Consider the following 22,845-nt stretch of genomic DNA (forward strand, 5'->3'; position numbering starts at 1 on the left):
CCGATGGAAGCATTGCGGCTTGCGGCATGGCAACGAATCGTCACATTTCATGCTTAGGAATTATTCCGGCTCAATTTAAACCCTTTGGATGCGGATCTCCGTTTTGACGAAGCAATCTCACGGCGCGGCTGGCAACGGGAAAAACTTGATCAAAAGGGTTGTTCAGCTTGCCCTGATTTCATTAATTGCGACCACCAGCAGCTTCCAGACAGCCATGGCTGAACGCATCACCAACCCGGTTGCTGAGTTCTCAGGTCTGGATAAAATCACCGGACGCATCACTACATTTGACGTTTATATCAATGAGACTGTTCAGTTCGGCGCCCTACAGGTAACGCCGAAAGTGTGCTATTCCCGCACGGAGAACGAAGCGCCTCGTACGGATGCTTTCGTTGAAGTCGACGAAATTACGCTGGATCGTAAGATTCGACGTATCTTTACCGGCTGGATGTTCGCTGATAGTCCAGGTCTGAACGCTGTCGAGCATCCGATCTATGATGTCTGGCTGAAGGACTGCAAGCAGAAGTCGGAAGTTCCACCACCGGATCAGCGTAACTGACAGTAGCTCATTAGAAGCAAGCGTTTCCTTCGAGCGCGCTTTCCAGTAGTTTCTCGTATTTTTCTCTTGGAACTTCCACAGCGCCGAATCTTTCGAGATGTGGTGTGGTGAACTGTGTATCAAGAAGCACGAAGCCTCGACTGATCAGATGCTGGACCAGATAGGCGAGGCAGACCTTTGAAGCATCCCGCTTACGCGTGAACATGCTCTCGCCGAAAAAGGCGCGCCCGAGCGTGACGCCATAAAGTCCACCGACGAGCTGTCCGTCATGCCAGGCTTCGACTGTGTGGCAATGTCCGACTTCAAATAGTTTCTTATAGGCTTCGCGGATCGGTCCATTGATCCAGGTACGCGCTCGCTCGCCCGTTCCGCTGGCGCAGCCCTCAATCACACCCTCGAAATCGCTATCGAGCTTTATATCAAAAATACCCTGGCGGATTGTCTTCTGAAGGCTTTTCGGCATGTGAAAGCTGTCAAGGGGGATAACACCACGCCTCTCTGGACGGACCCAGAAGACCTCGGGATCGTCGGCTTCTTCAGCCATGGGAAATACTCCCGTGGCATAGGCCCGCAGGAGTAACTCCGGTTCGATTGAATAGTCGTCCGGGGACACTCCTGCGGTCACTTTCGTCAGGCGCTTTCGCTTTTGGTTTTCTTGGCCAGATATTTCTCCAGCCAATGAATGTCGTAATCGCCATTGGCGATGTCCTGATTGGCAATCAGGTCTTGGAAAAGCGGCAGGGTGGTTTTCACACCGTCGACCACGAACTCGTCCAGCGCGCGGCGCAGACGCATCATGCATTCGACGCGATTGCGACCGTGCACGATGAGCTTACCGATAAGGCTGTCATAATAAGGCGGAATGCGATAGCCGGAATAAACACCTGAATCCACGCGGATGCCAAGGCCACCTGGCGTATGATAATGCGTGATCAGGCCCGGCGAAGGCGCAAAGGTGAGCGGATCTTCAGCGTTGATACGGCATTCAATGGCGTGGCCAGAGAAGCGAATATCCTTCTGCTTTACCGACAGGCCGAGACCGGCCGCGACGCGAATCTGCTCGTGAACGAGATCGATACCTGTGATTGCTTCCGTAATTGGATGCTCCACCTGAAGGCGCGTATTCATTTCAATGAAATAAAACTCGCCGTCTTCATATAGGAATTCGATCGTTCCGGCACCGCGATAGCCCAATTCCGCACAGGCATTGGCGCAGACCATTCCGATCTTTTCGCGTGCTTCGGCATTGAGCGCCGGTGAATTGGCTTCTTCCCAAACCTTTTGGTGGCGGCGCTGCAGCGAGCAGTCGCGTTCGCCTAGATGGATGGCATTACCTGCACCGTCGCCCATGACCTGAACTTCGATGTGCCGCGGCTTTTCGAGATATTTCTCGATATAGACTGCGTCGTCACCGAATGCCGCGCCCGCTTCGGAACGAGCAGTTGCCAGCGCCACCGAAAGATCTTCTTCGCTGCGCGCGACTTTCATGCCTCGTCCGCCACCGCCGGCCGAAGCCTTTATGATGACCGGATAACCGATTTCCTTCGCGATGCGAGCGGCTTCAGCGTCATCCGTTACGCCGCCATCCGAACCGGGAACAACCGGAATACCGAGGCGCTTTGCAGTGCGCTTGGCTTCGATCTTGTCGCCCATAATGCGGATATGTGAGGCGGTAGGGCCAATGAAGGTTATGTCGTGTGCTTCGAGGATTTCCGCGAACTTGGCGTTCTCAGACAGGAAGCCGTAACCTGGATGGATTGCGTCAGCGCCTGTGATCTCGCATGCAGCAACGATCTGATGGATGTTCAGATAGCTGTCGCGCGACGGCGGCGGTCCGATGCAGACGCTTTCATCTGCCAGACGCACGTGCATCGCGTCGGCGTCTGCCGTGGAGTGAACGGCGACTGTCTTGATGCCCAGTTCCTTACAAGCCCTGAGCACGCGAAGAGCGATTTCGCCACGATTGGCTATGAGTATCTTTTGAAACATTGCGCTTTGCTGCCCGTTCATTGAATAAGCCGTAATCTGTAATCTTATTCGATTACAACGAGCGGCTCACCGAATTCCACCGGCTGAGCGTCTTCGATGAGGATGGCCTTGACCGTACCAGCACGCGGGGCCGGGATCTGGTTCATTGTCTTCATGGCTTCAATGATCAGAAGCGTCTGACCTTCCTTGACCTGAGCACCAACCTCGATGAAGTTGCGGGCGCCCGGAGCAGGAGCGAGATAGGCGGTACCAACCATCGGCGACGGAACGGCGTTCTTCGAAAGATCGGCCTTGGTAGGTTCGGCGGCTACAGCAGCCGACGCCACCGGCGCAGCGGCGATAGGAGCTGCTGCTGGCATAACGGTAGCTGCGGCCTGAACCGTGACCTTGCGCGAAACGCGGATACGAAGATCACCGTGCTCCACTTCGATATCGGTCAGGTCGGTTTCGTTGAGAATGTCCGCCAGGTCGCGGATCGTTTCCTTATCAATAACGGAATTTTTGTTGGACATATCAGGCCCCTTTAACGCTTTGCCCGTTGTTTTCTTCTTCTTTGGCAATTGCCGCAAGCGCGCGCAGACCGAGCAGATATCCTTCCGCGCCAAAGCCGCAAATAACACCTTTGGCGACTGCGGATACATAAGAGTGATGCCGGAAAGCCTCACGCGCATGAATGTTAGAAAGATGCACCTCCACGACCGTTACCTTGGCCGAACGGATCGCATCATGAATAGCAACCGAAGTGTGACTATAGGCAGCAGGATTGATAAGGACATAAGCGTCTTTCTCGCCCGCTTCCTGAATCCAGGTCACCAGATCGCCTTCGTAATTCGACTGACGGAAGTCGACATCAAGTCCAATTTGTTCAGCCTCACGCTTGCAGTCCGCTTCGATATCCTCGAGCGTCGCAACACCGTATATCCCCGGTTCTCGTTTGCCGAGAAGGTTGAGATTGGGGCCGTTCAAAACAAAAACCGTTTTTGTCATATCCGTCCGCGACTGATAACGCGCTTCCGCGAAATTTCGGTACACTTCGCATTTCATATAGAGGGCTTGGACGCAAGTCGAAACCCTCTAAATCATTGCAGAGGTTTTGCCGTACCGGTTTTTCCCGCCATTCTTTGCAAAATAAGCAGGCAATACGGTAATTTCCCTTCTCGCAACATAGACAGTTGATGCTACCGCCTAAATTGTTTCACAAAAGTGATCAGTCAAACCACTGCTGGTTAGCTCAATTTTTTGCAGCAGCGCGCGCAGTGGCGATTCTCTCAGCCAGACCATCGACGCCGATCGCACCAGGAATCAGTTCATCGCCGATGATATAGGATGGTGTGCCGGTAATGTTGAGCTGCTGTGCCAGTTGATAGGTCTGCTGGAATGAGCCGGTAATGGCCGGATCTTTCATCTTCTCGCGCAGCTGTGCTTCATCGGCCCCCAGCTTTACTGCATCGGCGATAGCGGAATCTTCCGTTGCGCGCTCCTGGGCGCCGAGTAGCGTTTGGTGGAACTCGGCATATTTTTCCGGCATCAGCGCTCTGAATGCCTGTGCCACGATATGCGCCTTCGCCGAGTCTGGACCAAGAATCGGGAATTCTTTCATGACAAATCGGACATTCTTGTCAGTTTTCAGGATCGCTTTCATATCCGGTAACGCCCGCTTGCAATAACCACAATTGTAGTCGAAGAACTCGTAGACTGTCACATCGCCGTCTGGATTACCGAAGACTGCGTCATGTTTTGGATCGTAAAGGGAAGCGCGATTGGCGGTCAGCACCTGCTTGATCTGTTCCTGCGCCGCATGTGCCTGTTTGGTTTCCAGTGCGCTTTGCACTTCCAGCATCAGTTCAGGATTCTGGATGAGATAGTTCCGCACGACGTTTTCAATGGCCTGCTGGTTCATCACCATAGAGGCTAAAGGGGCGGCAGAGCTTTCCACGGTAGTTGGAGTCTGCCGGACAGTGCCAGCATAATAACCCACTGCCAGAGCTGCTATGCCCACAATGCCGCTGGCAACTGTTATGGAAACTGCGTTCTTCATTCCAAATTCCAATCTGTCTAGAATACCGGTTTCAGGCGCAAACTGCTACCTTACTTGCTTTTGTTGGTATTGATAATGTCCTGCGCGCGAAGCCATTCCGGTGAACGGGGCTTCATCTGCTTCTGTGCGCGGATGGCGAAGATCTTGGCCTGCTGAAGCTTGCCAGAATAGTAGTTCATGTCCGCCGTGGCGAGGTCCGCGAGCGCCATGTCACCTTGCTGGCCATAAGCCTGTGCCAGATAACCGTACCCCCCTGGGAACTCGGGATCTGAAGCTATGCCCGCCTTGATCTCTTTGATCGCCGTCGGCATATTTGCCTTCGCGCCGGTGAGCATGAGGGCGCGCCCGTAGCTCATGCGCAGCAAGGGCGACTTGCGTGAATCGAGCGAAACGGCCTTCTGGAATGCTTTTGCCGCTCCCGCAGCATCATTGGCTTTCAGTAAGACTTCACCGCGCATTTCCTGGAAATACGGGTTCTTAGGCTGTTCCTTGATTAAGGCATCGAACTTCGGCAGCGCAGAACGAGCCGATCCGTTCAGGAATGTCGTGATTGCGTTGCCATAACGGGCAGGGAGCCCGCCGGGATTACCGCGAAACATGCGCTGAAGTGCGCCCATGTTGCCCGAATAGGCCGCAATCTTTGCACGCGCCATATCGTGGCGCATCTGCAAGGCCGGAGAATCGGTTTTGTTGAAGTATGGGCTTTTTTTCGCAAGCTCTTCCAGATTGGCAATTCGCTCACGCGGGAGGGGGTGGCTGATGCGGTATTGGTCGATCTGCGTACCGGTAAGCGATAAAGCCGACGCGAAGCGTTCAAACGTATTGAGCATTCCCTTGGCCGATTGCCCTGTGGCATTGAGATAGTTCACGGCGAGGCGATCGGCGGTCATTTCTTCGGTGCGCTGATAGTTGAGCACGCTGCGCATAGCTATTTCGCCTGAGCCCATGGCGATGCCCGCACCTGCTCCCGCTGCATTGCCGCTGCCACTTGCTGCACCTGCGACACCGGCACCAACACCAAGCAACATACCGATGATCGCCATATTGCGGGCTCGGCTCAACTGTTCACGCAAACGTTCCTGATGTCCGCCTGCCAAGTGTCCCGATTCGTGCGCGATCACGCCAATAATTTCATTGGGCGTTTCGGCCTTCATGATGGCGCCCGTATTGATGAAAATACGCCGTCCGTCGACGAAAGCATTAAAGCTCTGCGAGTTGACCAGAATAACGCGAACACCCCGACCGCCCAACCCAGCAGCCTTTAGAATCGGCGCAGCATAATCGGCAACAAGGGCCTCGATCTCGGCATCCCGCACGATGGGTACGCCACCGCCGCGCGACTGTGCGAACGCGGGCAGGACACTGGTAACAGCTATGGACATTGCGGCCACGACTGCTACAGAACGGCGAACCAAATTATGGAAAGAAAATCTTCTGGGTGGGAATGGTGTGGTCATCGTCCCCATCGTGTTGTTCTTCCTTCTTCAAACTGGTCCGAATCTTATAGCCTTTGCATTCAATCATCGATAGGCGGCATCGATAGGCGAACGAGAGATAATCTCCATATCGAGTTTGGCGTATTTTCTCACAACGTGCTGTTGCTTTACCAATCCGGCAATTGTACGGCGAATGCAGAGTGCGAAAGTCGCAATTTTCTGGAGGTAAAAGTTGGTCACCCTTTCCAGCCGCAGCGCAGTCGAACCCTTCCATGCCATGGACGTTTTGGCAGAGGCTAATCGTCGTCGAGCGGCCGGGCATCCGATCATTTCGATGGCAGTAGGCCAGCCTGCAGACCCGGCACCGCAAGTTGTTCGACAAGCTGCAGAACGTGCTTTGAAGGACGGGCGCATCGGTTACACTGACGCTTTGGGACTGACTGAACTGAGAGAGGCGATTGCTACGCATTACGCCGATCATTACGGTGTTTCAGTTTTGCCGGAGCGCATAGCGGTCACGACCGGTTCGTCGGCTGCTTTCAATCTGGCTTTCGTGGCCTATTTTGATCCGGGTGACAGGGTTGCCATTACACGTCCAGGCTATCCCGCTTACCGCAACATATTGATGGCGCTGGGGCTTGAGGTTGTGGAAATACCGACCGGCAGTGGAAAATCGGCGTCTCTGACTGCTGAGGCACTTGCCGCCGCACATGCTGAAAAGCCTCTGAAGGGCGTATTGTTTGCAAGTCCGGCCAACCCCACCGGCGCTGTCATCGACAAGGCGGAATTGAAAGCCATCATCGAAACGGCGCGTGATCTGGATATCCGCGTCATTTCCGACGAAATCTATCACAGGCTTTCTTATGAAACGGATGATATGACGGCTCTGGAGATGTCCAACGATGTAACGGTCATCAACTCGTTCTCCAAATATTACTGCATGACTGGCTGGCGGATCGGCTGGATGGTTCTGCCTGAAAGCGATATCCGCGCAATCGAGCGACTGAGCCAGAGCCTTTATATCTCTGCACCGGAGCTTTCACAGCGCGCAGCCATCGAAGCCTTTCATGCAACGACGGAACTCGAGCGGGTAAAGGATCGCTATCGCCAGAACCGGCGCATCCTGCTGGATCATCTTCCACGCATTGGCCTCAGCTTGGCGGCACCTATGGATGGTGCTTTCTATGCCTATTGCGACGTCTCGCGCTTCACCAATGACAGCATGGAATTTGCCCGCCGGATGATTGCTGAGATCAATATTGCAGCAACACCGGGACTCGATTTCGATCCACTGGACGGGCATCGTACGATGCGCTTTTCCTATGCTGGCAAGATTGAGGAAATGGAAGAGGCTGTCCAGCGCCTTGAAGGCTGGCTGCCAGAACAGAAAGCCTGAGCCGGTTCAGGCTTTCTCCAACCTTTCATCAATATCACAAGATAAAGAAAAACCGGCGTTTCCGCCGGTTTTCTTTTAATTGTGGTTGTGAAACCGGTCTCAGAAGAAGCCCTTCTTCTGCCACCAGCCTGCCCGCTTGGGTTTCTGGTCATCGCTCTCACTTGAAGTCACGACAGGATCAGCGCTTTTTTGCGGCTCGGCAATAGTCGTTGTTTCGGCTTCAATCGTGATAGCTTCTTCCAGTTCAACAGTTGGCTTCTCAGCGGCCTTGCGGGTGCGCCGCTTTGGCTTCTCCATTTCCGCTTCCGGTGCATCGGCCACCGCTACAGGTTCCTCCGGAGCCTCTTCGGGTGCCTTCTTTCGGCTGCGGGACTTGCGAGCAGGCTTGGCAGGCTTTTCCTCTGTTTCAGCGGCGACGACATCCTCAGCCACTTCTTCAGTCTTCGCAGACTTGCGAGTGCGTGGCTTACGGACCGCCTTGGCGGGCTTTTCTTCGCCTGCAGATTCAGCAACTGGAGCCGTAATTTCGGGGGCTTCAGCCGCTTGTTCCACCGCTACCTCTGCAACGGCTTCCTCCGCCTTGACTGGCAAGACCGGAGTGTAACCGACGAATTCCGGATCAGGAACCTTGCGCGTACGCGGTTCGTCGTCGCGACGGTTCTTGCGTCCGCCCCGGCGACCGCGGCGACGCTTCTTGCGGCGGTCTTCTTCGCTTAGCGAAACATTCGCAGATGATTCCTGTGCATCATCTGCTTCACTTTCTTCATCGGAATCGTCTTCTGAAACGGAATCGGTCTTGCCAGATTGTTCCTGGTTCTCGCGATCGCGGCCACCGCGACGACGGCGACGGCGACGACGCTTGCGGTCACCTTCTTCGCCCCGATCTTCGCGAGCCGGAGCGCTTGTCGTGGTTTCTTCTTCGGCTTCGTCCTCATCGACCGGGATTTCCGGGTCTTCGATGTCATCTTCAATATAGGCCATCGGTTGAACCGGCGGCTGGGTGATCGGCCGTGTTGACGGCGCGCCCTTGTCGATGACAAAATGTTGGTGACCGACGCTCTCATCGGCGTCAATGCTGATCGCTACGCCAAAGCGCCCTTCCAGATCGGCAAGGAGCTGGCGCTTGTGATTAAGAACATACAGTGCTGACGCAACCGGGGTGCGGACATGAATGTCGAAACCGGAGTGACGTAACAGATAGTCCTCAATGCCGCGAATAATATGCAGCGCCATGGAAGAATCCGAGCGAACATGGCCGGTTCCTCCGCAATGGGGGCAGACTTGCATCGTGCTTTCGAGAACAGATGCACGAATACGCTGGCGTGACATTTCCAGAAGGCCGAAATGTGAGATGCGGCCCACCTGAATGCGCGCGCGATCATCCTTCAGGCAGTCCTTCATCTTTTTTTCGACAGCGCGGTTGTTGCGCTTTTCTTCCATGTCGATGAAGTCGACGACGATCAGACCGGCAAGGTCACGCAGGCGGAGCTGGCGTGCAACCTCTTCCGCAGCTTCCAGGTTGGTCTGGAGCGCTGTGTCTTCGATTGAATGTTCGCGCGTCGATCGACCAGAGTTCACGTCTATGGCGACAAGGGCTTCCGTCTGATTGATGATCAGGTAGCCACCCGATTTGAGCGTGACCTGTGGTAGCAACATACGGTCGAGTTGTGCCTCCACGCCGTTGCGTGTGAAGATGGGAACCTGTTCACGATAAGGTTGGACGACCTTTGCATGGCTCGGCATGAGCATGCGCATGAAATCCTTAGCCTCGCGGTAGCCGTTTTCGCCCGAAACGAGGATTTCCGAGATATCCTTGTTATAAAGGTCGCGGATCGACCGCTTGATCAAGCTGCCTTCTTCATAGACGAGGGCGGGCGCCGTGGATTGCAACGTCAGCGTGCGCACGTTTTCCCAAAGACGCATCAGATATTCGTAGTCACGCTTGACTTCGGCCTTGGTGCGGTTCGCGCCAGCCGTACGCAGGATCACGCCCATGCCCTGCGGCACTTCGAGCTCCTTGACGATTTCTTTCAGGCGCTTGCGATCCTGGGGTTGGGTGATTTTGCGCGAAATGCCGCCGCCACGCGCGGTGTTCGGCATCAGTACCGAATAGCGTCCGGCAAGCGAAAGATAGGTCGTCAGAGCCGCTCCCTTGTTGCCGCGCTCTTCCTTGACAACTTGCACCAGCAGAATCTGGCGACGCTTGATCACTTCCTGAATATTGTACTGGCGACGATTGGTGCGGGCGGGGGATGGGAGCTCTTCAAGCGCATCTTCCGAACCAACGGATTCAACCATGTCCTCTTCATGTTCGATGTCATCCTCGTCGCCATTGTCGATGGCTTCGGAGATCACATCGCTTTTCTGCGAAAGGGCAATGGCTGGTGTGCCGGGCACATAGTTCTCGAAAGCTGGGCCGACAGGCTCAGCGGCGGGCAGTGCTTTGTCGGCAGCATTGGCCTGCCCATCACGACGACCGCGACGGCGGTTGCGGCGTGAACGATCATTCCGGTCGCTGCGCTCGCTTTTGGTGCGAGGTTCGTCTTCCTCGTCTTCCGCGCGCGCGGCGTTTGCTTCCGCTTCAAGAAGCGCAAGCCGGTCTGCTACCGGGATCTGGTAGTAATCCGGATGGATTTCCGAGAAGGCGAGGAAACCATGACGATTACCGCCATATTCCACGAACGCAGCCTGAAGCGAGGGTTCGACACGGGTAACACGTGCGAGATAAATATTGCCTTTCAGCTGCTTCTTGTGTTCCGACTCGAAGTCGAATTCTTCAATCTTGTTGCCCCGAGTGACGATAACCCGGGTCTCCTCCGGGTGGGAGGCATCTATAAGCATTTTGTTGGACATTATTGTCTTTCCTGCCGGCGAGAAGACGCAAAACGCGTGCGCCGGACGAAACCCTTAGGGCTGTCGTACTCACTGCGCTGCGTCTGCCGGATGGTTCTGGGTTCGCCGGAATAAAAGCTGCTGCCTCCGCGCGCGATGGCCTCGTGGCGATCACGGTCTTCAGGCTTGCAGTGGTCAGTCTTGCTTGACCCATAGCTGTTCCGAACGAAACGACCTCATATATGACCCGAAAAAGCCGGGCCGACCTCATTGCTCTTTTCGAGCGTTGGCGACAGCGCTTAAAGATGCGCAGTCGGCCGATAGAAACGGAGGGCGGGGGAGCCACATCTCCGCTGAATTCTGTGCTGGTTATCGGGGGCGGCGAATAAATATGCCGCTGTTTTCACTATTATTCCTTGCGGCTCGTTTAGAGAACCGGCAAACGATTCTGATAGTTCACCCAAAACCTTTCATAGCTTTTATGGCGTCGTTTGAACGATGACAAGTACGAATATCATCTGACATTCGCATCTCAATTTTGCCGAAAGCTGAGTATAGGTCGTGTTCAGGGTCGAATTACGGCTGGAAATCCTTCATTAATTATAGTTCTGTACGAGTGTTTTATGGATATTCGGGCGAGATGGTGCTGGGGCGAGCGTGCCGGTATGGCAGTTTCTGATACCGGTCATTCAATGAGATTCTTGATTGTGGCAGCCGATGCATTTTCGAAGCGCTGATAACGCAACGACACGATTGTCGGGCTTACGATGCCTCCTGGCATTGTTTGTTCTCTCGTCGATTTTGCTTTTGCAAGCGGTGTCCGCTTCCGCTGCCGATCGATTGACATCTCCGTTATCAGCTCTGACGTTCCGTATGGCTGGCGATGATCTTCGAACGCGCATTGTCATCATGTTTGATCGGGAGCCAAAGCTGTCGACCATGTTTCTCGACAATCCGCATCGACTTGTTGTTGATCTGCCAGAAACGCGGTTCGGTTTCGATGATAAGAGCTTGGAAGCACGGGGGCTCGTAACTCGGGTTCGTTATGGGCTGGTGGGCAAGGGGCGTTCGCGCCTCATTCTTACGCTGAGAGGCCCGTTCAAGGTCGAGGGGCTGCGCGTTCTGAAGAATGAAAGCGCATCGGGCTATCGCCTTGTGGCTGATATTGTTGCGACTTCGGATCGTGAGTTTGCGGACCTGTTGAAGGAGCGCACCGAAATAACAAGTTCCACGGATCGCAGTGAAAAACCCGTTCAAGCATCTGCAAAGAATGGAGCGGCTCGACCTTTCACAGTTATGATCGATCCCGGACACGGAGGTATCGATAGTGGTGCCGAGAGCCTTAGTGGCATAAAGGAAAAAGATTTGACGCTCGCCTTCGGGCGAGAGTTGAGGGATCGTCTGGCGCAGGACCAGAACATTAAAGTGTTGATGACTCGCGACGATGACACTTTTTTGCGTCTGTCAGAACGAGTGCGTATTGCCCGCCAGCACGAAGCAGATTTGTTCATCTCCATCCATGCTGATACGATCAACCAACACGATATTCGTGGCGCGACCGTTTATACAATCTCCGATAAGGCTTCGGACTCTGTCGCGCGCGCCATGGCAGAGCGTGAAAACAAGTCTGACGCTCTCGCAGGCGCGGTGCCAGAGGAGCAACCCGAGGTCACCGACATTCTTCTCGACCTCACAAGGCGCGAAACGCATACATTCTCGTTGAGTTTTGCCGAAAAGGTTATTCATTCCCTGCAAGGGCAGGTGAATCTCATCAATAACCCGCATCGCTTTGCAGGCTTCCAGGTGCTGCGCGCGCCGGATGTGCCGTCCGTTCTGATCGAAATTGGTTATCTGTCCAATGCCGAGGATGAGAAACTCATCAGCAATCCCGAATGGCGCAAGAAGCTTGCGGACCGCTTGGCGATTGCGGTCAAGGCGTTCGAAACATTGAAACATCCTGCCAACATGAGTAAAGGGTAGGGGCAACCAAGGAGATTTCTTTAATTTGCTCCCGCTTATAAGATGCATGCATGCAACAGTTTTGCGGTTTTTCGTCGTGCAGATCAAAGTGACCGTGTTAAATTGGTAAAAACACCTAAACCATCTTGCCTTTGACTCATTTGCTGGTCACTAAGCCGATGGTTGCCATAGGGCATATTGGGCTAAAGGGTTGGCTTTCATGGCTGAACCCTTATCATACAAAAATCTGAAGGCAGGATTCCGCATTTATGGTAAGGCTTATCGGATATTTCTTCGGGATCGGAACGGTGCTGATGCTCCTCGTGGCAGGTGGCGTTGCCCTTTACGTCGGAAGTCTCACGAAGGATTTGCCAGATTATGAGGTGCTCGCAAAGTACGAGCCACCCGTGATGACACGCGTTCATGCTGCGGATGGCAGCCTGATGGCGGAATTCGCACGGGAACGCCGCATGTATCTGCCGATACAGGCCGTGCCAAACCGCGTTAAAGCGGCTTTCGTTTCTGCTGAAGATAAAACCTTCTACGAACATCATGGTCTCGATTTCGCGGGTCTTGCCCGAGCCATGATAACAAACGTCAAGAATATGGGCTCCGGTCGCCGTCCGGTTGGCGCATCGACGATCACACAGCAGGTTGCCAAGAATTTTCTTCTGACATCGAAGCAGACTTATGATCGCAAGATCAAGGAAGCCATTCTGGCGATGCGCATCGAGCAGGCCTATTCCAAGGACCGCATCCTCGAACTCTACCTCAACGAGATTTTCTTCGGTCTCGGTTCGTACGGTATTGCCAGCGCGGCTTTGACCTATTTCGATAAGTCGGTCGGTGAACTCTCCATCGCAGAGAGCGCATATCTTGCTGCCCTGCCTAAAGGCCCGAACAATTATCATCCATTCCGTCAGCCAGAGCGCGCTATTGAACGCCGCAACTGGGTGATCGACCGGATGAACGAGAACGGTTACATCACGGCTGAAGAAGCGGCTGAAGCCAAGAAGCAGCCGCTCGGTGTGAAGGAACGTTCAGACGCTCATTATGTGTTCGCATCGGAATATTTCACCGAGGAAGTGCGCCGCCAGATAATCCAGAAATATGGCGTGGATGCGCTTTACGAAGGCGGTCTTTCGGTTCGCACCACACTGAATCCGAAGCTACAGGTTGAAGCTCGGCGGTCCTTGCAGGCGGCATTGATTCGCTATGACGAAGCGCGCGGTTGGCGTGGTCCGATGAAAAATGTCGGGCTTGGCAATGACTGGGGAACTGCATTCGGTGACATGCAGTCCTATGCTGATGTGCCGGAATGGCAGCTCGCTATTGTGCTCAATGTTTCTGCAGCTGGTGCAGACATTGGTTTGCAGCCGCAGCTAGAGGCATCGGGTGCGCGCAGCAAGGAGCGCAAGCGCGCATTCATTGCTGCCGAAGATATGAAGTGGGCGATGCGCGTCGTAAATATCGCTGGCAAGCGTACCAGCGCGAAGTCCCCGGAAGGCGTACTGAAAGTCGGCGACATTATTTACGTCTCCAAGACTGGTGAATCCCGTTTCCGTCTGCAGCAGCCACCGAAGCTTGAAGGCGCATTGGTTGCCATGGACCCGCATACAGGCCGTGTCCTGGCCATGGTCGGCGGCTTCTCTTATTCAGAATCGGAGTTCAACCGCGCAACTCAGGCCTACCGTCAGCCAGGTTCCTCGTTTAAACCGTTCGTCTATGCTGCCGCGCTCGACAACGGATATACGCCTGCCTCAGTGGTTCTGGATGGCCCACTCGAAGTTGATCAAGGTGGTTCGTTAGGCGTCTGGGCACCGAAGAATTATTCGGGCAAGTTCTCCGGTCCGTCTACGCTGCGATATGGCATCGAACAGTCGCGTAACGTTATGACCGTACGTCTTGCACAGGACATGGGCATGAAGCTTGTGGCTGAGTATGCCGAGCGCTTTGGTATTTACGACAAGATGCTGCCGGTTCTTTCAATGGCGCTGGGGGCGGGCGAAACGACGGTGCTGCGCATGGTGACGGCCTATTCCATAATTGCGAATGGCGGTCAGAGTATAACGCCGTCGATGATCGACCGCATTCAGGACCGCTACGGCAAGACCGTGTTTAAGCACGATGCCCGTCAGTGCGAAGGTTGCAATGCGCCGGAATGGGCAAATCAAGATGAACCGACGCTGATCGATAATCGCGATCAGGTGCTCGACCCCATGACTGCCTATCAGATCACGTCGATGATGGAGGGCGTCGTCCAGCGCGGTACGGCACAGATTTTGAAGAGTCTTGATCGGCCGATTGCTGGCAAGACCGGTACGACCAACGATGAAAAGGACGCCTGGTTCGTTGGTTTCACTCCCGATCTCGTGGTCGGCGTCTTCATGGGTTACGATACGCCGACGCCGCTTGGTCGTGGCAATACCGGTGGTGGTTTGGCAGCGCCTGTGTTCAAATCCTTCATGGAGCAGGCTTTGGTTGGCACGGCGAAAGTCGACTTCCGCGTGCCGGAAGGCATGACGGTCATCGCGATCAACCGCAAAACTGGCATGCGTGCCAATCCAGGTGGTCCGAATGTCATCATGGAAGCTTTCAAGCCAGGGACCGGTCCATCGGACAGCTATTCGGTTATCGGCATGGGCACCTTCCGCGAAGGTTCTCCTGTTGCGCCGCAGTCACCACAGGCAACACGTGCAATCAACTCGGGTTCTGGCGGACTTTACTGATCGGGAAAGCAGGGCTTTATGCTTTACACCGTGCTGCGTGCTCACTATGGTCCGCGGCGCTTGGACTGTTCGTCCATGCCGGAAAGTCTGAGCCTCGTAACGATCGGTTCAGCTTCTCAAAATAAATAGACTGATATTGAAGGAACGATTTGCCCATGCGAGCGGAAATCGAGACGCTGGTTGACGAAATCCAGCAGGCCATAAGCCTGCTGAGGAGGCATCTTTGACTGGGATCAGGCAATTAAACGTCTCGGCTATCTGAACCAGAGAGCTGAAGATCCCACACTCTGGAATGATGCACAGGAAGCCCAGAAGCTGATGCGCGAGCGCCAGCAATTGGAAGACAGCATCAATGGCATAAACCATCTGACGCAGACACTGAATGACAGTGTCGAACTCATCGCCATGGGCGAAGAAGAGGACGACAAGTCGATCATTCAGGATGCGGAAACCACCATCCGTGAATTGAAAGAAGAGATCGATCGTCGCCAGATCGATATGCTCCTGTCTGGTGAAGCCGATGCGAACGACACTTATGTCGAAGTGCATGCTGGTGCCGGTGGCACGGAAAGCCAGGACTGGGCGTCGATGCTTCTGCGCATGTATACGCGCTGGGCCGAGCGCAATGGCCGCAAGGTCGAAGTGATGGAAGTGCATGAAGGCGAAGAAGCGGGCATCAAGTCCGCGACCATTCTCGTCAAGGGACACAACTCTTACGGCATGATGAAAACGGAATCGGGTGTTCATCGTCTGGTGCGAATTTCGCCTTATGATTCCAACGCCCGTCGCCACACGTCCTTTGCCAGCATTTGGGTCTATCCTGTTATCGATGACAATATTGATGTGCAGGTTACGGAGGCAGATGTTCGTATTGATACTTACCGCGCTTCCGGTGCGGGAGGACAGCACGTCAACACAACCGATTCAGCAGTACGTATCACGCATATTGCGACCGGGATTGTAGTGCAGTGCCAGGCGGAGCGCTCGCAGCACAAGAACCGCGAAAAGGCATGGTCGATGCTGCGTGCTCGTCTCTACGAAGAGGAGCTGAAAAAGCGCGAAGCGGCGACGGATGCGGCGAATGCCACAAAAACGGAGATCGGTTGGGGGCACCAGATTCGCTCCTACGTCTTGCAGCCTTATCAGCTCGTCAAGGATCTGCGCACCGGCGTTGAAAGCACTAATCCGCAGGAAGTTCTGGACGGCGCCGTTACGCCTTTCATGGAAGCGGCACTGGCGCACCGTATCCAGGGTGGTGGCGAAATGATCGACGATATCGACTGATTGGTCGCGGCCAAGTGTTATCAAATACAGAAACCCGGCCAAAGGCCGGGTTTTCTCGTTTCAGCAACTCAGAGCAACGGTTCTATCTGTTTACCCGCCTTGAGGAAATTGATCGGATTGATCGCTCGTCCGTTCTCGCGAACTTCGTAGTGCAAGTGACTACCAGTCGAGCGTCCAGAACTCCCTGCCTCGCCGACAACGGTTCCGACCGCAACCTGTTGGCCATCGCGTACAAGTACACGGCTCAGATGGGCGAATCGGGTCGAGAATCCATTGCCATGATCAATTTCGACCATGTTGCCATATCCGCCGAAACGACCAGCTTTCACAACCTTGCCAACCGCGGTAGATCTAACTGTCTGGCCGTAGGCTGCGCGAAAGTCGATACCGGAGTGGAAGGCAGCGGTTCCGAGAAAGGGGTCGCGACGAACACCGAACAGGCTGGTAACGGGTTTACCTGGTGCCGGGTTGGCTAAGGGCAGGGCGCTTACCTGTTTGCGCACCTCATCAAGCCGATCAAGCGCGCCATCGAGATTGCGCAATTGCATGTCAAAATCATTGATCACCATACCCGGTGACGAAACCGGGATAAGCGGCCCGCCCATTCCCATGGCGGCACTTGCTGGCGTTTCGATACGCAGTCCGGCAGTATTCAAAGTGTCGATAATGCTGTCGGCTTTGTCGTAGGCTGCGTCAACCAGAACGCGCAGCTTGGTATTCTGCTCGCTTTCGATGCGATGAAGGTTTTGGGTGATCGTGGCTAGTATCTTGTCGGAAGTCTCAAGTGTCGATTCACCCGAAGGTCCACCCGATAGGCGCAGCCCGATGGAGCCTGCATCAGCACGACGGTCGGGCTTTCCTGCTTGCGATTTCACAGGGACGGGACCGGTTATGATTGGATCAATACCCGGAAAATCGCGACCCGCCATCGCTTCGTCGGGGATAAGCTGGCTATGCTGTTCAAGAGTCGGGGCGCTTTCATTCGGGATTTCCGGCATGGGCTGCATTTGCGCGGCTCGTTCCAGAAGAGGGGCAAGTTTTCCGTCGCGCGCGTTCAGCGTTCGCTGGCGCTGCATCAGTTCTGTGACCTTGTGCTCCATCACCTGCTGATCAAGCATCTGCCGGCTGGTAATTCGGTCAACTTCGGTACGGAGAGCCGAAATGCGATCCTCGTAAAGCTGCTGATTGCGGGCATGACGCGCGATACCGGCGTTCATCAGATCGTCGCGCAGCACCAGATAGGCGGTTGCTCCAAGATAGCCCACCGAAAGCGTCAGAAAAGCAACGCCTCCAAGAGCGGCCATCCATGGACGGAACGTAAAATGGCTGATCTTCTCTCCGCGCGCAATAATCAGAACAGGCGGTTCCTTGCGCTCTCCGAACACCTTTTTGGTCGATGTTTTCGCCTGCTTCCCAATCATACCCGCTGCATGCCCCTTCCCAGTTCCTTCATTTGATTACAACTTATTAGGGTTAACAGACTTTTACATTCGAGGCTTGCGCGGGCCATTCGAGCAGTTTTTACTTTTACGGAGAAGCTCTTGATGTGCGGGTTAGATAGAAACCGGCGACAGAGAGCGGTAGAAGGATGGCGTTAATCCAGCTTCGGCGCGCGCCAGCTCGTTGAAGGGCGGTTTGAGTTCGCCACGGAAGTTGGCGCGAACCAGTTCGCGGAATCTAGCAGCCGGATCGATTTTGTTTTGGGCGCAGAAGAAACGAAACCATTTAGCGCCGACGGCGACATGGGTTTTCTCGTCGTTGTAGATGACATCAAGAATTGCTGCCGTATCATGATCGCCGGCCTCATTCATCTTCTCAAGCAAAGAGGGGGTCACATCAAGACCACGTGCTTCAAGTATAAGCGGTACGACAGCGAGGCGGGCTTCCAGATCGTTGCGGGTCTGGTGTGCCGATTGCCAAAGCCCGTCATGTGCGGGCAAGTCGCCGTAGTCTGCCCCAAGCGACCTCAGACGATCACGCAGCAGCATGAAATGCCGTGCTTCGTCGTCGGCGACTCTCATCCAGCCATCGAAGAAACTGCGCGGTATCTGTTTGGCGGCAAAACGGGCGACGATGTCGAGCGCAAGGTCGATAGCGTTTAGTTCGATATGAGCAAGCGCATGCATCAGCGCGATACGCCCATGTTCCGTGTTGAGCGATCGCTTTCTCAACATACGGGGAGGTACGAGTTCCGGCTTTTCAGGGCGTCCGGGACGCTCAGGCAAAGGCGGGTCGAGGGGGCTACGAATCGACAGCGTGCGCCCGAACCAGCGAGCAGCGGTTTCTCTTGTCAGTCGGACTTTTTCGTCGAGGTTGTCAGCAGATATGGCGCGAATGGCATTACCGCGCAGCGTTTGCTCGTAGGAAAGCTTGCTTGTCATTTTTCAAAGCGCGCGGGCAGCTTCCAGAACAGCTTCGGCATGGCCATCGACTTTTACCTTGTTCCAAACCTGCGCGATACGCCCTTCCGCATCAATCAGGAATGTTGTGCGCTCCACGCCCATATACTTGCGGCCATACATACTTTTCTCTACCCACACGCCATAGGCTTCGAGCGCCACGCGATCTTCATCAGCAGCAAGATCGACAGTTAGGTCGTGTTTCCTGCGGAATTTAGCATGCTTTGTCGCGCTATCAGGAGAGAGACCAATGACACGAACGCCGATCTTGTCGAACTCCGGTTTCAGTTGCGAGAAAGCAATAGCTTCCTTAGTGCAGCCGGAAGTGTCGTCTTTCGGGTAGAAATAGACAACTATTGGCTTGCCTTTGAAGGACGAAAGGGAGATTTCGCCATTATCCGAAGGCAAAGTGAAATCGGGTGCCGGATCGCCAACTTGGGGATGAGCCATATCTGTGCCTTTCTTTTGTGGATTAGGATGGAAACCACCTGTTACAGTTTGAGCTATCGCATTCAGGTAAGGCTTGTGCAACCATTGATGCTGGCTTCATTATATTGCTGGCCGAGAGGCGCATGACTGCCGTTTCAAGTGTATGATACGGGTGGAAAGTAATTTAAAAACAGACAAGTACGATCACTTTATGAAGTAAATGATAAAAGATCGTATTGAAACATACTCTTTTTCTGGCTGGGTTGTTGACAGAGAAATCGCAGAAGATCCGCTTCAGCAGGCGGGAGATGAAAAGAATCGAACGCCTCGCCGCCGACGGCGAAGACGGCTTTTTGCCCGGCCCGGTACGGTCGAGCCGTTCATTGCTATTGCGCTGTTCCCATGCAGCTTTGTCGATCTGTATTCTTCTGGTTCTCATCATCGGCGCCGGTTTTGTAATCCTCCGTAACGGTGTTGACAGCGATATTTTGCGCGATGAAGCGCAGAAAAGCCTGACACATATTCTTGGTGAAGGTGCATCCACCTCCATTGGCAGTGCAGCGCTGTCGCTGGATCAGGACAGCCACGTGGCGCTGGAAGCCCGTGATGTTTCGATCGCCGATCCGAAACAAGGCGTCGAAATCAGTGGTATCAAATCTGTGCGTCTAGGGCTGGCGCCATTGCCACTTCTGGCGGGCAAGGTGCGCGTGGCTCAGCTTGAGGTGGACGGCGTTTCCTTTGAGGTGCCGGAAACGGAAGGGCCAGGATTCTTGAAATCGCTGCCCTACGACGAAAATGGTATTCTGGATTTCGACGCCGTTTCGGGTGAGCTTTTCGCTGCAATGCGCCGCAGTTTGGAGCTTTTGCGCGCGCAGGAAACACATGGCATCAGTATTTTCAACAGTACTATTGCTTTCAAGGTCGGCGACGAGCAGCAGGTTCTGAATATCGAACGGGCACGCCTTGTCGAAAGTGGAGGAAAGATCGGCATCACCGGTAGCGTCATCTGGAAAGGCAAGAAAATTGCACTTAACGGCAGGATCGACCGCCATGAAGATGATAACAGTCTTTCCGGCTTTGAACTCAATATCCGCAATATCCCCGTGTCATTGGGCTCTCCGCCAGAAGTTGCACCTGTTATAAACGGCAATCGCGTCAATCCAGCCCATTTTGAGTTGGAAGCATCGGCACATTTATCCTTGACGGGATCGGCAGCCGATGGTGATCAGCCGGAGCGTCTTGCGACTGAACTGTCGGTCGACGGCATAGATATGCAACTCGGCAAAGTCGAGGATGTGCGTGGTGGTATTCGTCTCAATCTCGAACATACGGTTGGTAGCCGTAAAATTGAAATCAAGTCGTCACGGCTGCAACTTGGCGGAATACAGGCACAGTTCAACGGTGCGTTCGGTCCAGAACCGGAAACCGAAAACAATACCGGTGGACCGACGTATCGCTTCGAGGTTTTGACAACGTCGGCGACGAGCATGCCCTCGGAATCGACCGATCCGCCATTGTCCTTCGCTACACGGATAGCTGGGCGTTATCTGGCGGACCAGCAACGCATCCAGTTTGCCAACCTCGATGTGCAGACGGAAACCGGGGAGTTGTTTGGCCAGGGAAGCATGGGATTTGGCGCAGGTTCGCCGGAAATGATTTTCTTGCTACGTATTCCCAAAATGCCGGTTGCCGATGCCAAACATCTTTGGCCGATTGATGTGGCAGATGGTGCACGTGAATGGGTTTTAAAGAACCTTTTCGGAGGAACCCTGAAGGACAGCCGTATCGATATTTCGCTTGCAGGTGGTCGCTTCAACGGTCCGGGCCTGCCTCCGCCGCTGACGGGCGATGAAATCAAAGCCGACTTCAAAGTTTTTGATACGCGCTTTGACGTCGTCGGTGAGTTGCCGCCTGTGCGCGATGCCGATGGCGAAATATCGGTTCGTGGTGCCTATACAACGATCAAACTTCTGGATGGTGTGGCCTACACGCCAAATAATCGCAAGGTTGATGTTTCCGACGGTACGCTGATCATTCCCTGGGGGCCGCAACGTCCGGTGATTGCAGAACTGGATCTGGGGGTCTCCGGCGAGGCTTCGGCAATTGCAGAAGTTGCCGGAAACAAGCCGATCGACGTTCTAAAGAATGTGCCGTTTCTGCCTGACGACGTGACCGGCAACGTAAAGTCGCGCGTAAAGGTGAACTTTGCGGTTTCCAAGGACCCTCCGCCCGGTACGCTTCTCTGGAGCGCGGATATCGGCTTCACCGGCCTGGATATTTCAAAGCAGATAGCTGGTTCGTCGGTAAGCGATGCGACGGGCAGTATCAAAGTCGATCAGTCGGCAGCTATTATTACTGCCGACGCGAAGCTTGATGGTGTTCCTGCACAGATCAACATGGTTGAACCCGTAGATCGTTCCGGGCCGGTCAAGCGCGAACAGAAGGTCAAGTTGGCTATCGACGACAAGACCCGCAATGCTGTCTTTCCTGGTCTCAATTCCATCTTTTCTGGTCCCATGTCGGTTGATCTCGGCATGGAGCAAGGTGGTAAACGCCATGTTTCAGCCGACCTCGGCAAAACACAGATTGATCTCCCCTGGCTCGGCTGGCGCAAGGGCGCGGGTATACCGGCTAAGGCGACGTTCGATCTGGTTCAAAACGGCGACGATAAAAGCAGGATGGACATTAGTAATCTCGTCTTCTCCGGCGACGCCTTTGGAGCGAAGGGCGATCTTTCTATTGCAAAAGGTGACTTTCAATCGGCGAATTTCAGCGAAATACGCTTGAACAGAAACGATAATCTCGCAGTCAAGGCGACCAAAAGCGGAGGTGGTTATCGGGTCAATGTGCGTGGTTCGCAGTTCGATGCACGAGCGCTCATCAAACAGTTTTCCGATCTGGGCGAGAAGGGGGGCGCCAGTGATAAATCCGACAATCCGCGCGTGGTTGTCAGTGCCCAGATCGATGAAGTCAGTGGCTTTAACAGTGAAACGCTGCGCAACGTTGCTGTTTCTTATGAAAGCTCGGGGAGCAAAGTTTCGGGCTTGTCGGTCAATGCCGTCACGTCTTCCGGGGAGCCCTTTGTGGCCACGAATAACGATCAAGGCGATGCGCGCTCCATCTCGTTGCAGTCCAACGACGCAGGAGCAGTTCTTCGTTTCTTTGATTTTTACGACAAGATGCGCGGCGGCAAAATCACGGTTGGGCTGGCGGCACAGGGCAATGGCCCATTGCGTGGCCAGATCGATGCGCGCAACTTCGCGATTATCAATGAACCGCGTCTTGCGAAAATCGTTTCAAGTTCACCATCGAACGGCGGAACAAGTCTAAGTCAGGCTGTAAAACGCGAAATCGATGTTTCGCGTGTTGACATAGAACGTGGCTTCTCGCTGATTGAAAAGGGCAACGGCTATCTGAACCTGTCCAAGGGCGTGGTGCGCGGCCCGACTGTCGGCACCACCTTTCAAGGAACGCTTTATGACAAGCAGGGCAATATGTCGATTACCGGCACGTTCATGCCTGCCTATGGCGTCAACCGGCTGTTTGGAGAACTCCCTATCGTTGGCGCTTTGCTTGGTAATGGGCGTGATCGCGGCCTGATCGGAATTACCTATAAGCTTGCGGGCAGCGCCAAGCAGCCGCAGGTGATCGTCAATCCAATCTCCGTCATCGCGCCGGGCATATTCCGCTCGATCTTTGAGTTCTAGAGCATAACGTGACCGGGGGCGAAACGAGCGCCGATAAGATTATGCTTTAAAAAGAAACTAGGACGCATTCCGGGAAGCGAATTGGTGC

17 protein-coding genes are annotated in these 22,845 nt (G+C 54.3%); 7 read left to right on the plus strand and 10 right to left on the minus strand.

What is annotated here, in order from left to right; all coding sequences use genetic code 11:
* Window positions 1-88: 88 nt before the first annotated feature.
* Window positions 89-559 (plus strand): DUF2155 domain-containing protein, encoded by a 471-nt coding sequence (locus FJQ48_RS14790; protein WP_139975750.1) that lies wholly within the window; start codon window positions 89-91, stop codon window positions 557-559.
* A gap of 10 nt (window positions 560-569) precedes the next feature.
* Here the strand turns inward: FJQ48_RS14790 and aat are convergent, their stop codons facing one another.
* The 6 genes from aat to FJQ48_RS14820 form a co-directional block, all read right to left on the minus strand.
* Window positions 570-1,184: a leucyl/phenylalanyl-tRNA--protein transferase gene (gene aat, locus FJQ48_RS14795; RefSeq protein WP_180350214.1), complete on the minus strand. Its 615-nt coding sequence runs from the start codon at window positions 1,182-1,184 to the stop codon at window positions 570-572.
* A gap of 5 nt (window positions 1,185-1,189) precedes the next feature.
* A complete protein-coding gene (gene accC / locus FJQ48_RS14800) occupies window positions 1,190-2,548 on the minus strand; it encodes an acetyl-CoA carboxylase biotin carboxylase subunit (protein WP_139975751.1) in 1,359 nt (452 codons plus the stop codon).
* Window positions 2,549-2,592: 44 nt separating this feature from the next.
* Entirely contained in the window at window positions 2,593-3,060 is a 468-nt protein-coding gene (accB, locus tag FJQ48_RS14805) for an acetyl-CoA carboxylase biotin carboxyl carrier protein (protein WP_139975752.1), read from the minus strand.
* A 1-nt stretch (window position 3,061) separates the two neighbouring features.
* Window positions 3,062-3,535: a type II 3-dehydroquinate dehydratase gene (gene aroQ / locus FJQ48_RS14810; RefSeq protein WP_139975753.1), complete on the minus strand. Its 474-nt coding sequence runs from the start codon at window positions 3,533-3,535 to the stop codon at window positions 3,062-3,064.
* Between the two features lie 244 nt (window positions 3,536-3,779).
* Window positions 3,780-4,586, minus strand: coding sequence for a DsbA family protein (locus tag FJQ48_RS14815; protein WP_139975754.1), 807 nt, complete (start codon window positions 4,584-4,586; stop codon window positions 3,780-3,782).
* A 50-nt stretch (window positions 4,587-4,636) separates the two neighbouring features.
* Window positions 4,637-6,052 carry a M48 family metalloprotease gene (locus tag FJQ48_RS14820; protein ID WP_139975755.1) on the minus strand — a complete coding sequence of 472 codons (1,416 nt, stop codon included), beginning with the start codon at window positions 6,050-6,052 and terminating at the stop codon, window positions 4,637-4,639.
* A gap of 202 nt (window positions 6,053-6,254) precedes the next feature.
* Between FJQ48_RS14820 and FJQ48_RS14830 the strand changes: the two genes are divergently transcribed.
* A complete protein-coding gene (locus tag FJQ48_RS14830; protein WP_139975757.1) occupies window positions 6,255-7,418 on the plus strand; it encodes an aminotransferase class I/II-fold pyridoxal phosphate-dependent enzyme in 1,164 nt (387 codons plus the stop codon).
* A gap of 99 nt (window positions 7,419-7,517) precedes the next feature.
* On the opposite strand, the gene FJQ48_RS14835 is transcribed toward FJQ48_RS14830, so the two are convergent.
* Entirely contained in the window at window positions 7,518-10,271 is a 2,754-nt protein-coding gene (locus FJQ48_RS14835) for a ribonuclease E/G (protein WP_139975758.1), read from the minus strand.
* Window positions 10,272-10,273: 2 nt separating this feature from the next.
* Between FJQ48_RS14835 and FJQ48_RS14840 the strand changes: the two genes are divergently transcribed.
* The 4 genes from FJQ48_RS14840 to prfB all read left to right on the plus strand — a co-directional run bounded on the left by FJQ48_RS14840 (window position 10,274) and on the right by prfB (window position 16,222).
* Entirely contained in the window at window positions 10,274-10,459 is a 186-nt protein-coding gene (locus tag FJQ48_RS14840) for a hypothetical protein (protein WP_139975759.1), read from the plus strand.
* Window positions 10,460-11,123: 664 nt separating this feature from the next.
* On the plus strand, window positions 11,124-12,230 hold the full coding sequence (locus FJQ48_RS14845) for an N-acetylmuramoyl-L-alanine amidase (RefSeq protein WP_247870389.1): 1,107 nt from the start codon (window positions 11,124-11,126) through the stop codon (window positions 12,228-12,230).
* A gap of 248 nt (window positions 12,231-12,478) precedes the next feature.
* Window positions 12,479-14,938, plus strand: a complete 2,460-nt coding sequence (locus tag FJQ48_RS14850) for a penicillin-binding protein 1A (protein ID WP_139975761.1) — start codon at window positions 12,479-12,481, stop codon at window positions 14,936-14,938.
* 155 nt (window positions 14,939-15,093) lie between these two features.
* A protein-coding gene (gene prfB / locus FJQ48_RS14855) for a peptide chain release factor 2 (RefSeq protein ID WP_139975762.1) occupies window positions 15,094-16,222 on the plus strand; the annotation gives its coding sequence in 2 pieces (ribosomal slippage) (window positions 15,094-15,162 and window positions 15,164-16,222; 1,128 coding nt in all).
* Between the two features lie 68 nt (window positions 16,223-16,290).
* On the opposite strand, the gene FJQ48_RS14860 is transcribed toward prfB, so the two are convergent.
* The 3 genes from FJQ48_RS14860 to bcp all read right to left on the minus strand — a co-directional run bounded on the left by FJQ48_RS14860 (window position 16,291) and on the right by bcp (window position 19,071).
* On the minus strand, window positions 16,291-17,643 hold the full coding sequence (locus FJQ48_RS14860; protein ID WP_139975763.1) for a M23 family metallopeptidase: 1,353 nt from the start codon (window positions 17,641-17,643) through the stop codon (window positions 16,291-16,293).
* A 132-nt stretch (window positions 17,644-17,775) separates the two neighbouring features.
* Window positions 17,776-18,603 (minus strand): ferritin-like domain-containing protein, encoded by an 828-nt coding sequence (locus tag FJQ48_RS14865; protein WP_139975764.1) that lies wholly within the window; start codon window positions 18,601-18,603, stop codon window positions 17,776-17,778.
* A 3-nt stretch (window positions 18,604-18,606) separates the two neighbouring features.
* Window positions 18,607-19,071: a thioredoxin-dependent thiol peroxidase gene (gene bcp, locus FJQ48_RS14870; RefSeq protein ID WP_139975765.1), complete on the minus strand. Its 465-nt coding sequence runs from the start codon at window positions 19,069-19,071 to the stop codon at window positions 18,607-18,609.
* Window positions 19,072-19,358: 287 nt separating this feature from the next.
* Between bcp and FJQ48_RS14875 the strand changes: the two genes are divergently transcribed.
* Entirely contained in the window at window positions 19,359-22,757 is a 3,399-nt protein-coding gene (locus tag FJQ48_RS14875; RefSeq protein WP_139975766.1) for a DUF3971 domain-containing protein, read from the plus strand.
* Window positions 22,758-22,845: the final 88 nt, after the last annotated feature.

It is taken from the genome of Ochrobactrum sp. CGA5 (assembly GCF_006345815.1).
Taxonomy (GTDB): domain Bacteria; phylum Pseudomonadota; class Alphaproteobacteria; order Rhizobiales; family Rhizobiaceae; genus Brucella.

Coding starts and splice junctions, on each gene's coding strand:
- FJQ48_RS14850 (WP_139975761.1), top strand. CDS start 12,479: ATGGTAAGGCTTATCGGATATTTCTTCGGGATCGGAACGGTGCTGATG.
- accC (WP_139975751.1), bottom strand. CDS start 2,548: ATGTTTCAAAAGATACTCATAGCCAATCGTGGCGAAATCGCTCTTCGC.
- FJQ48_RS14860 (WP_139975763.1), bottom strand. CDS start 17,643: ATGATTGGGAAGCAGGCGAAAACATCGACCAAAAAGGTGTTCGGAGAG.
- FJQ48_RS14835 (WP_139975758.1), bottom strand. CDS start 10,271: ATGTCCAACAAAATGCTTATAGATGCCTCCCACCCGGAGGAGACCCGG.
- FJQ48_RS14865 (WP_139975764.1), bottom strand. CDS start 18,603: ATGACAAGCAAGCTTTCCTACGAGCAAACGCTGCGCGGTAATGCCATT.
- FJQ48_RS14820 (WP_139975755.1), bottom strand. CDS start 6,052: ATGGGGACGATGACCACACCATTCCCACCCAGAAGATTTTCTTTCCAT.
- accB (WP_139975752.1), bottom strand. CDS start 3,060: ATGTCCAACAAAAATTCCGTTATTGATAAGGAAACGATCCGCGACCTG.
- bcp (WP_139975765.1), bottom strand. CDS start 19,071: ATGGCTCATCCCCAAGTTGGCGATCCGGCACCCGATTTCACTTTGCCT.
- FJQ48_RS14875 (WP_139975766.1), top strand. CDS start 19,359: ATGAAAAGAATCGAACGCCTCGCCGCCGACGGCGAAGACGGCTTTTTG.
- aroQ (WP_139975753.1), bottom strand. CDS start 3,535: ATGACAAAAACGGTTTTTGTTTTGAACGGCCCCAATCTCAACCTTCTC.
- FJQ48_RS14815 (WP_139975754.1), bottom strand. CDS start 4,586: ATGAAGAACGCAGTTTCCATAACAGTTGCCAGCGGCATTGTGGGCATA.
- FJQ48_RS14845 (WP_247870389.1), top strand. CDS start 11,124: ATGGCTGGCGATGATCTTCGAACGCGCATTGTCATCATGTTTGATCGG.
- FJQ48_RS14790 (WP_139975750.1), top strand. CDS start 89: ATGCGGATCTCCGTTTTGACGAAGCAATCTCACGGCGCGGCTGGCAAC.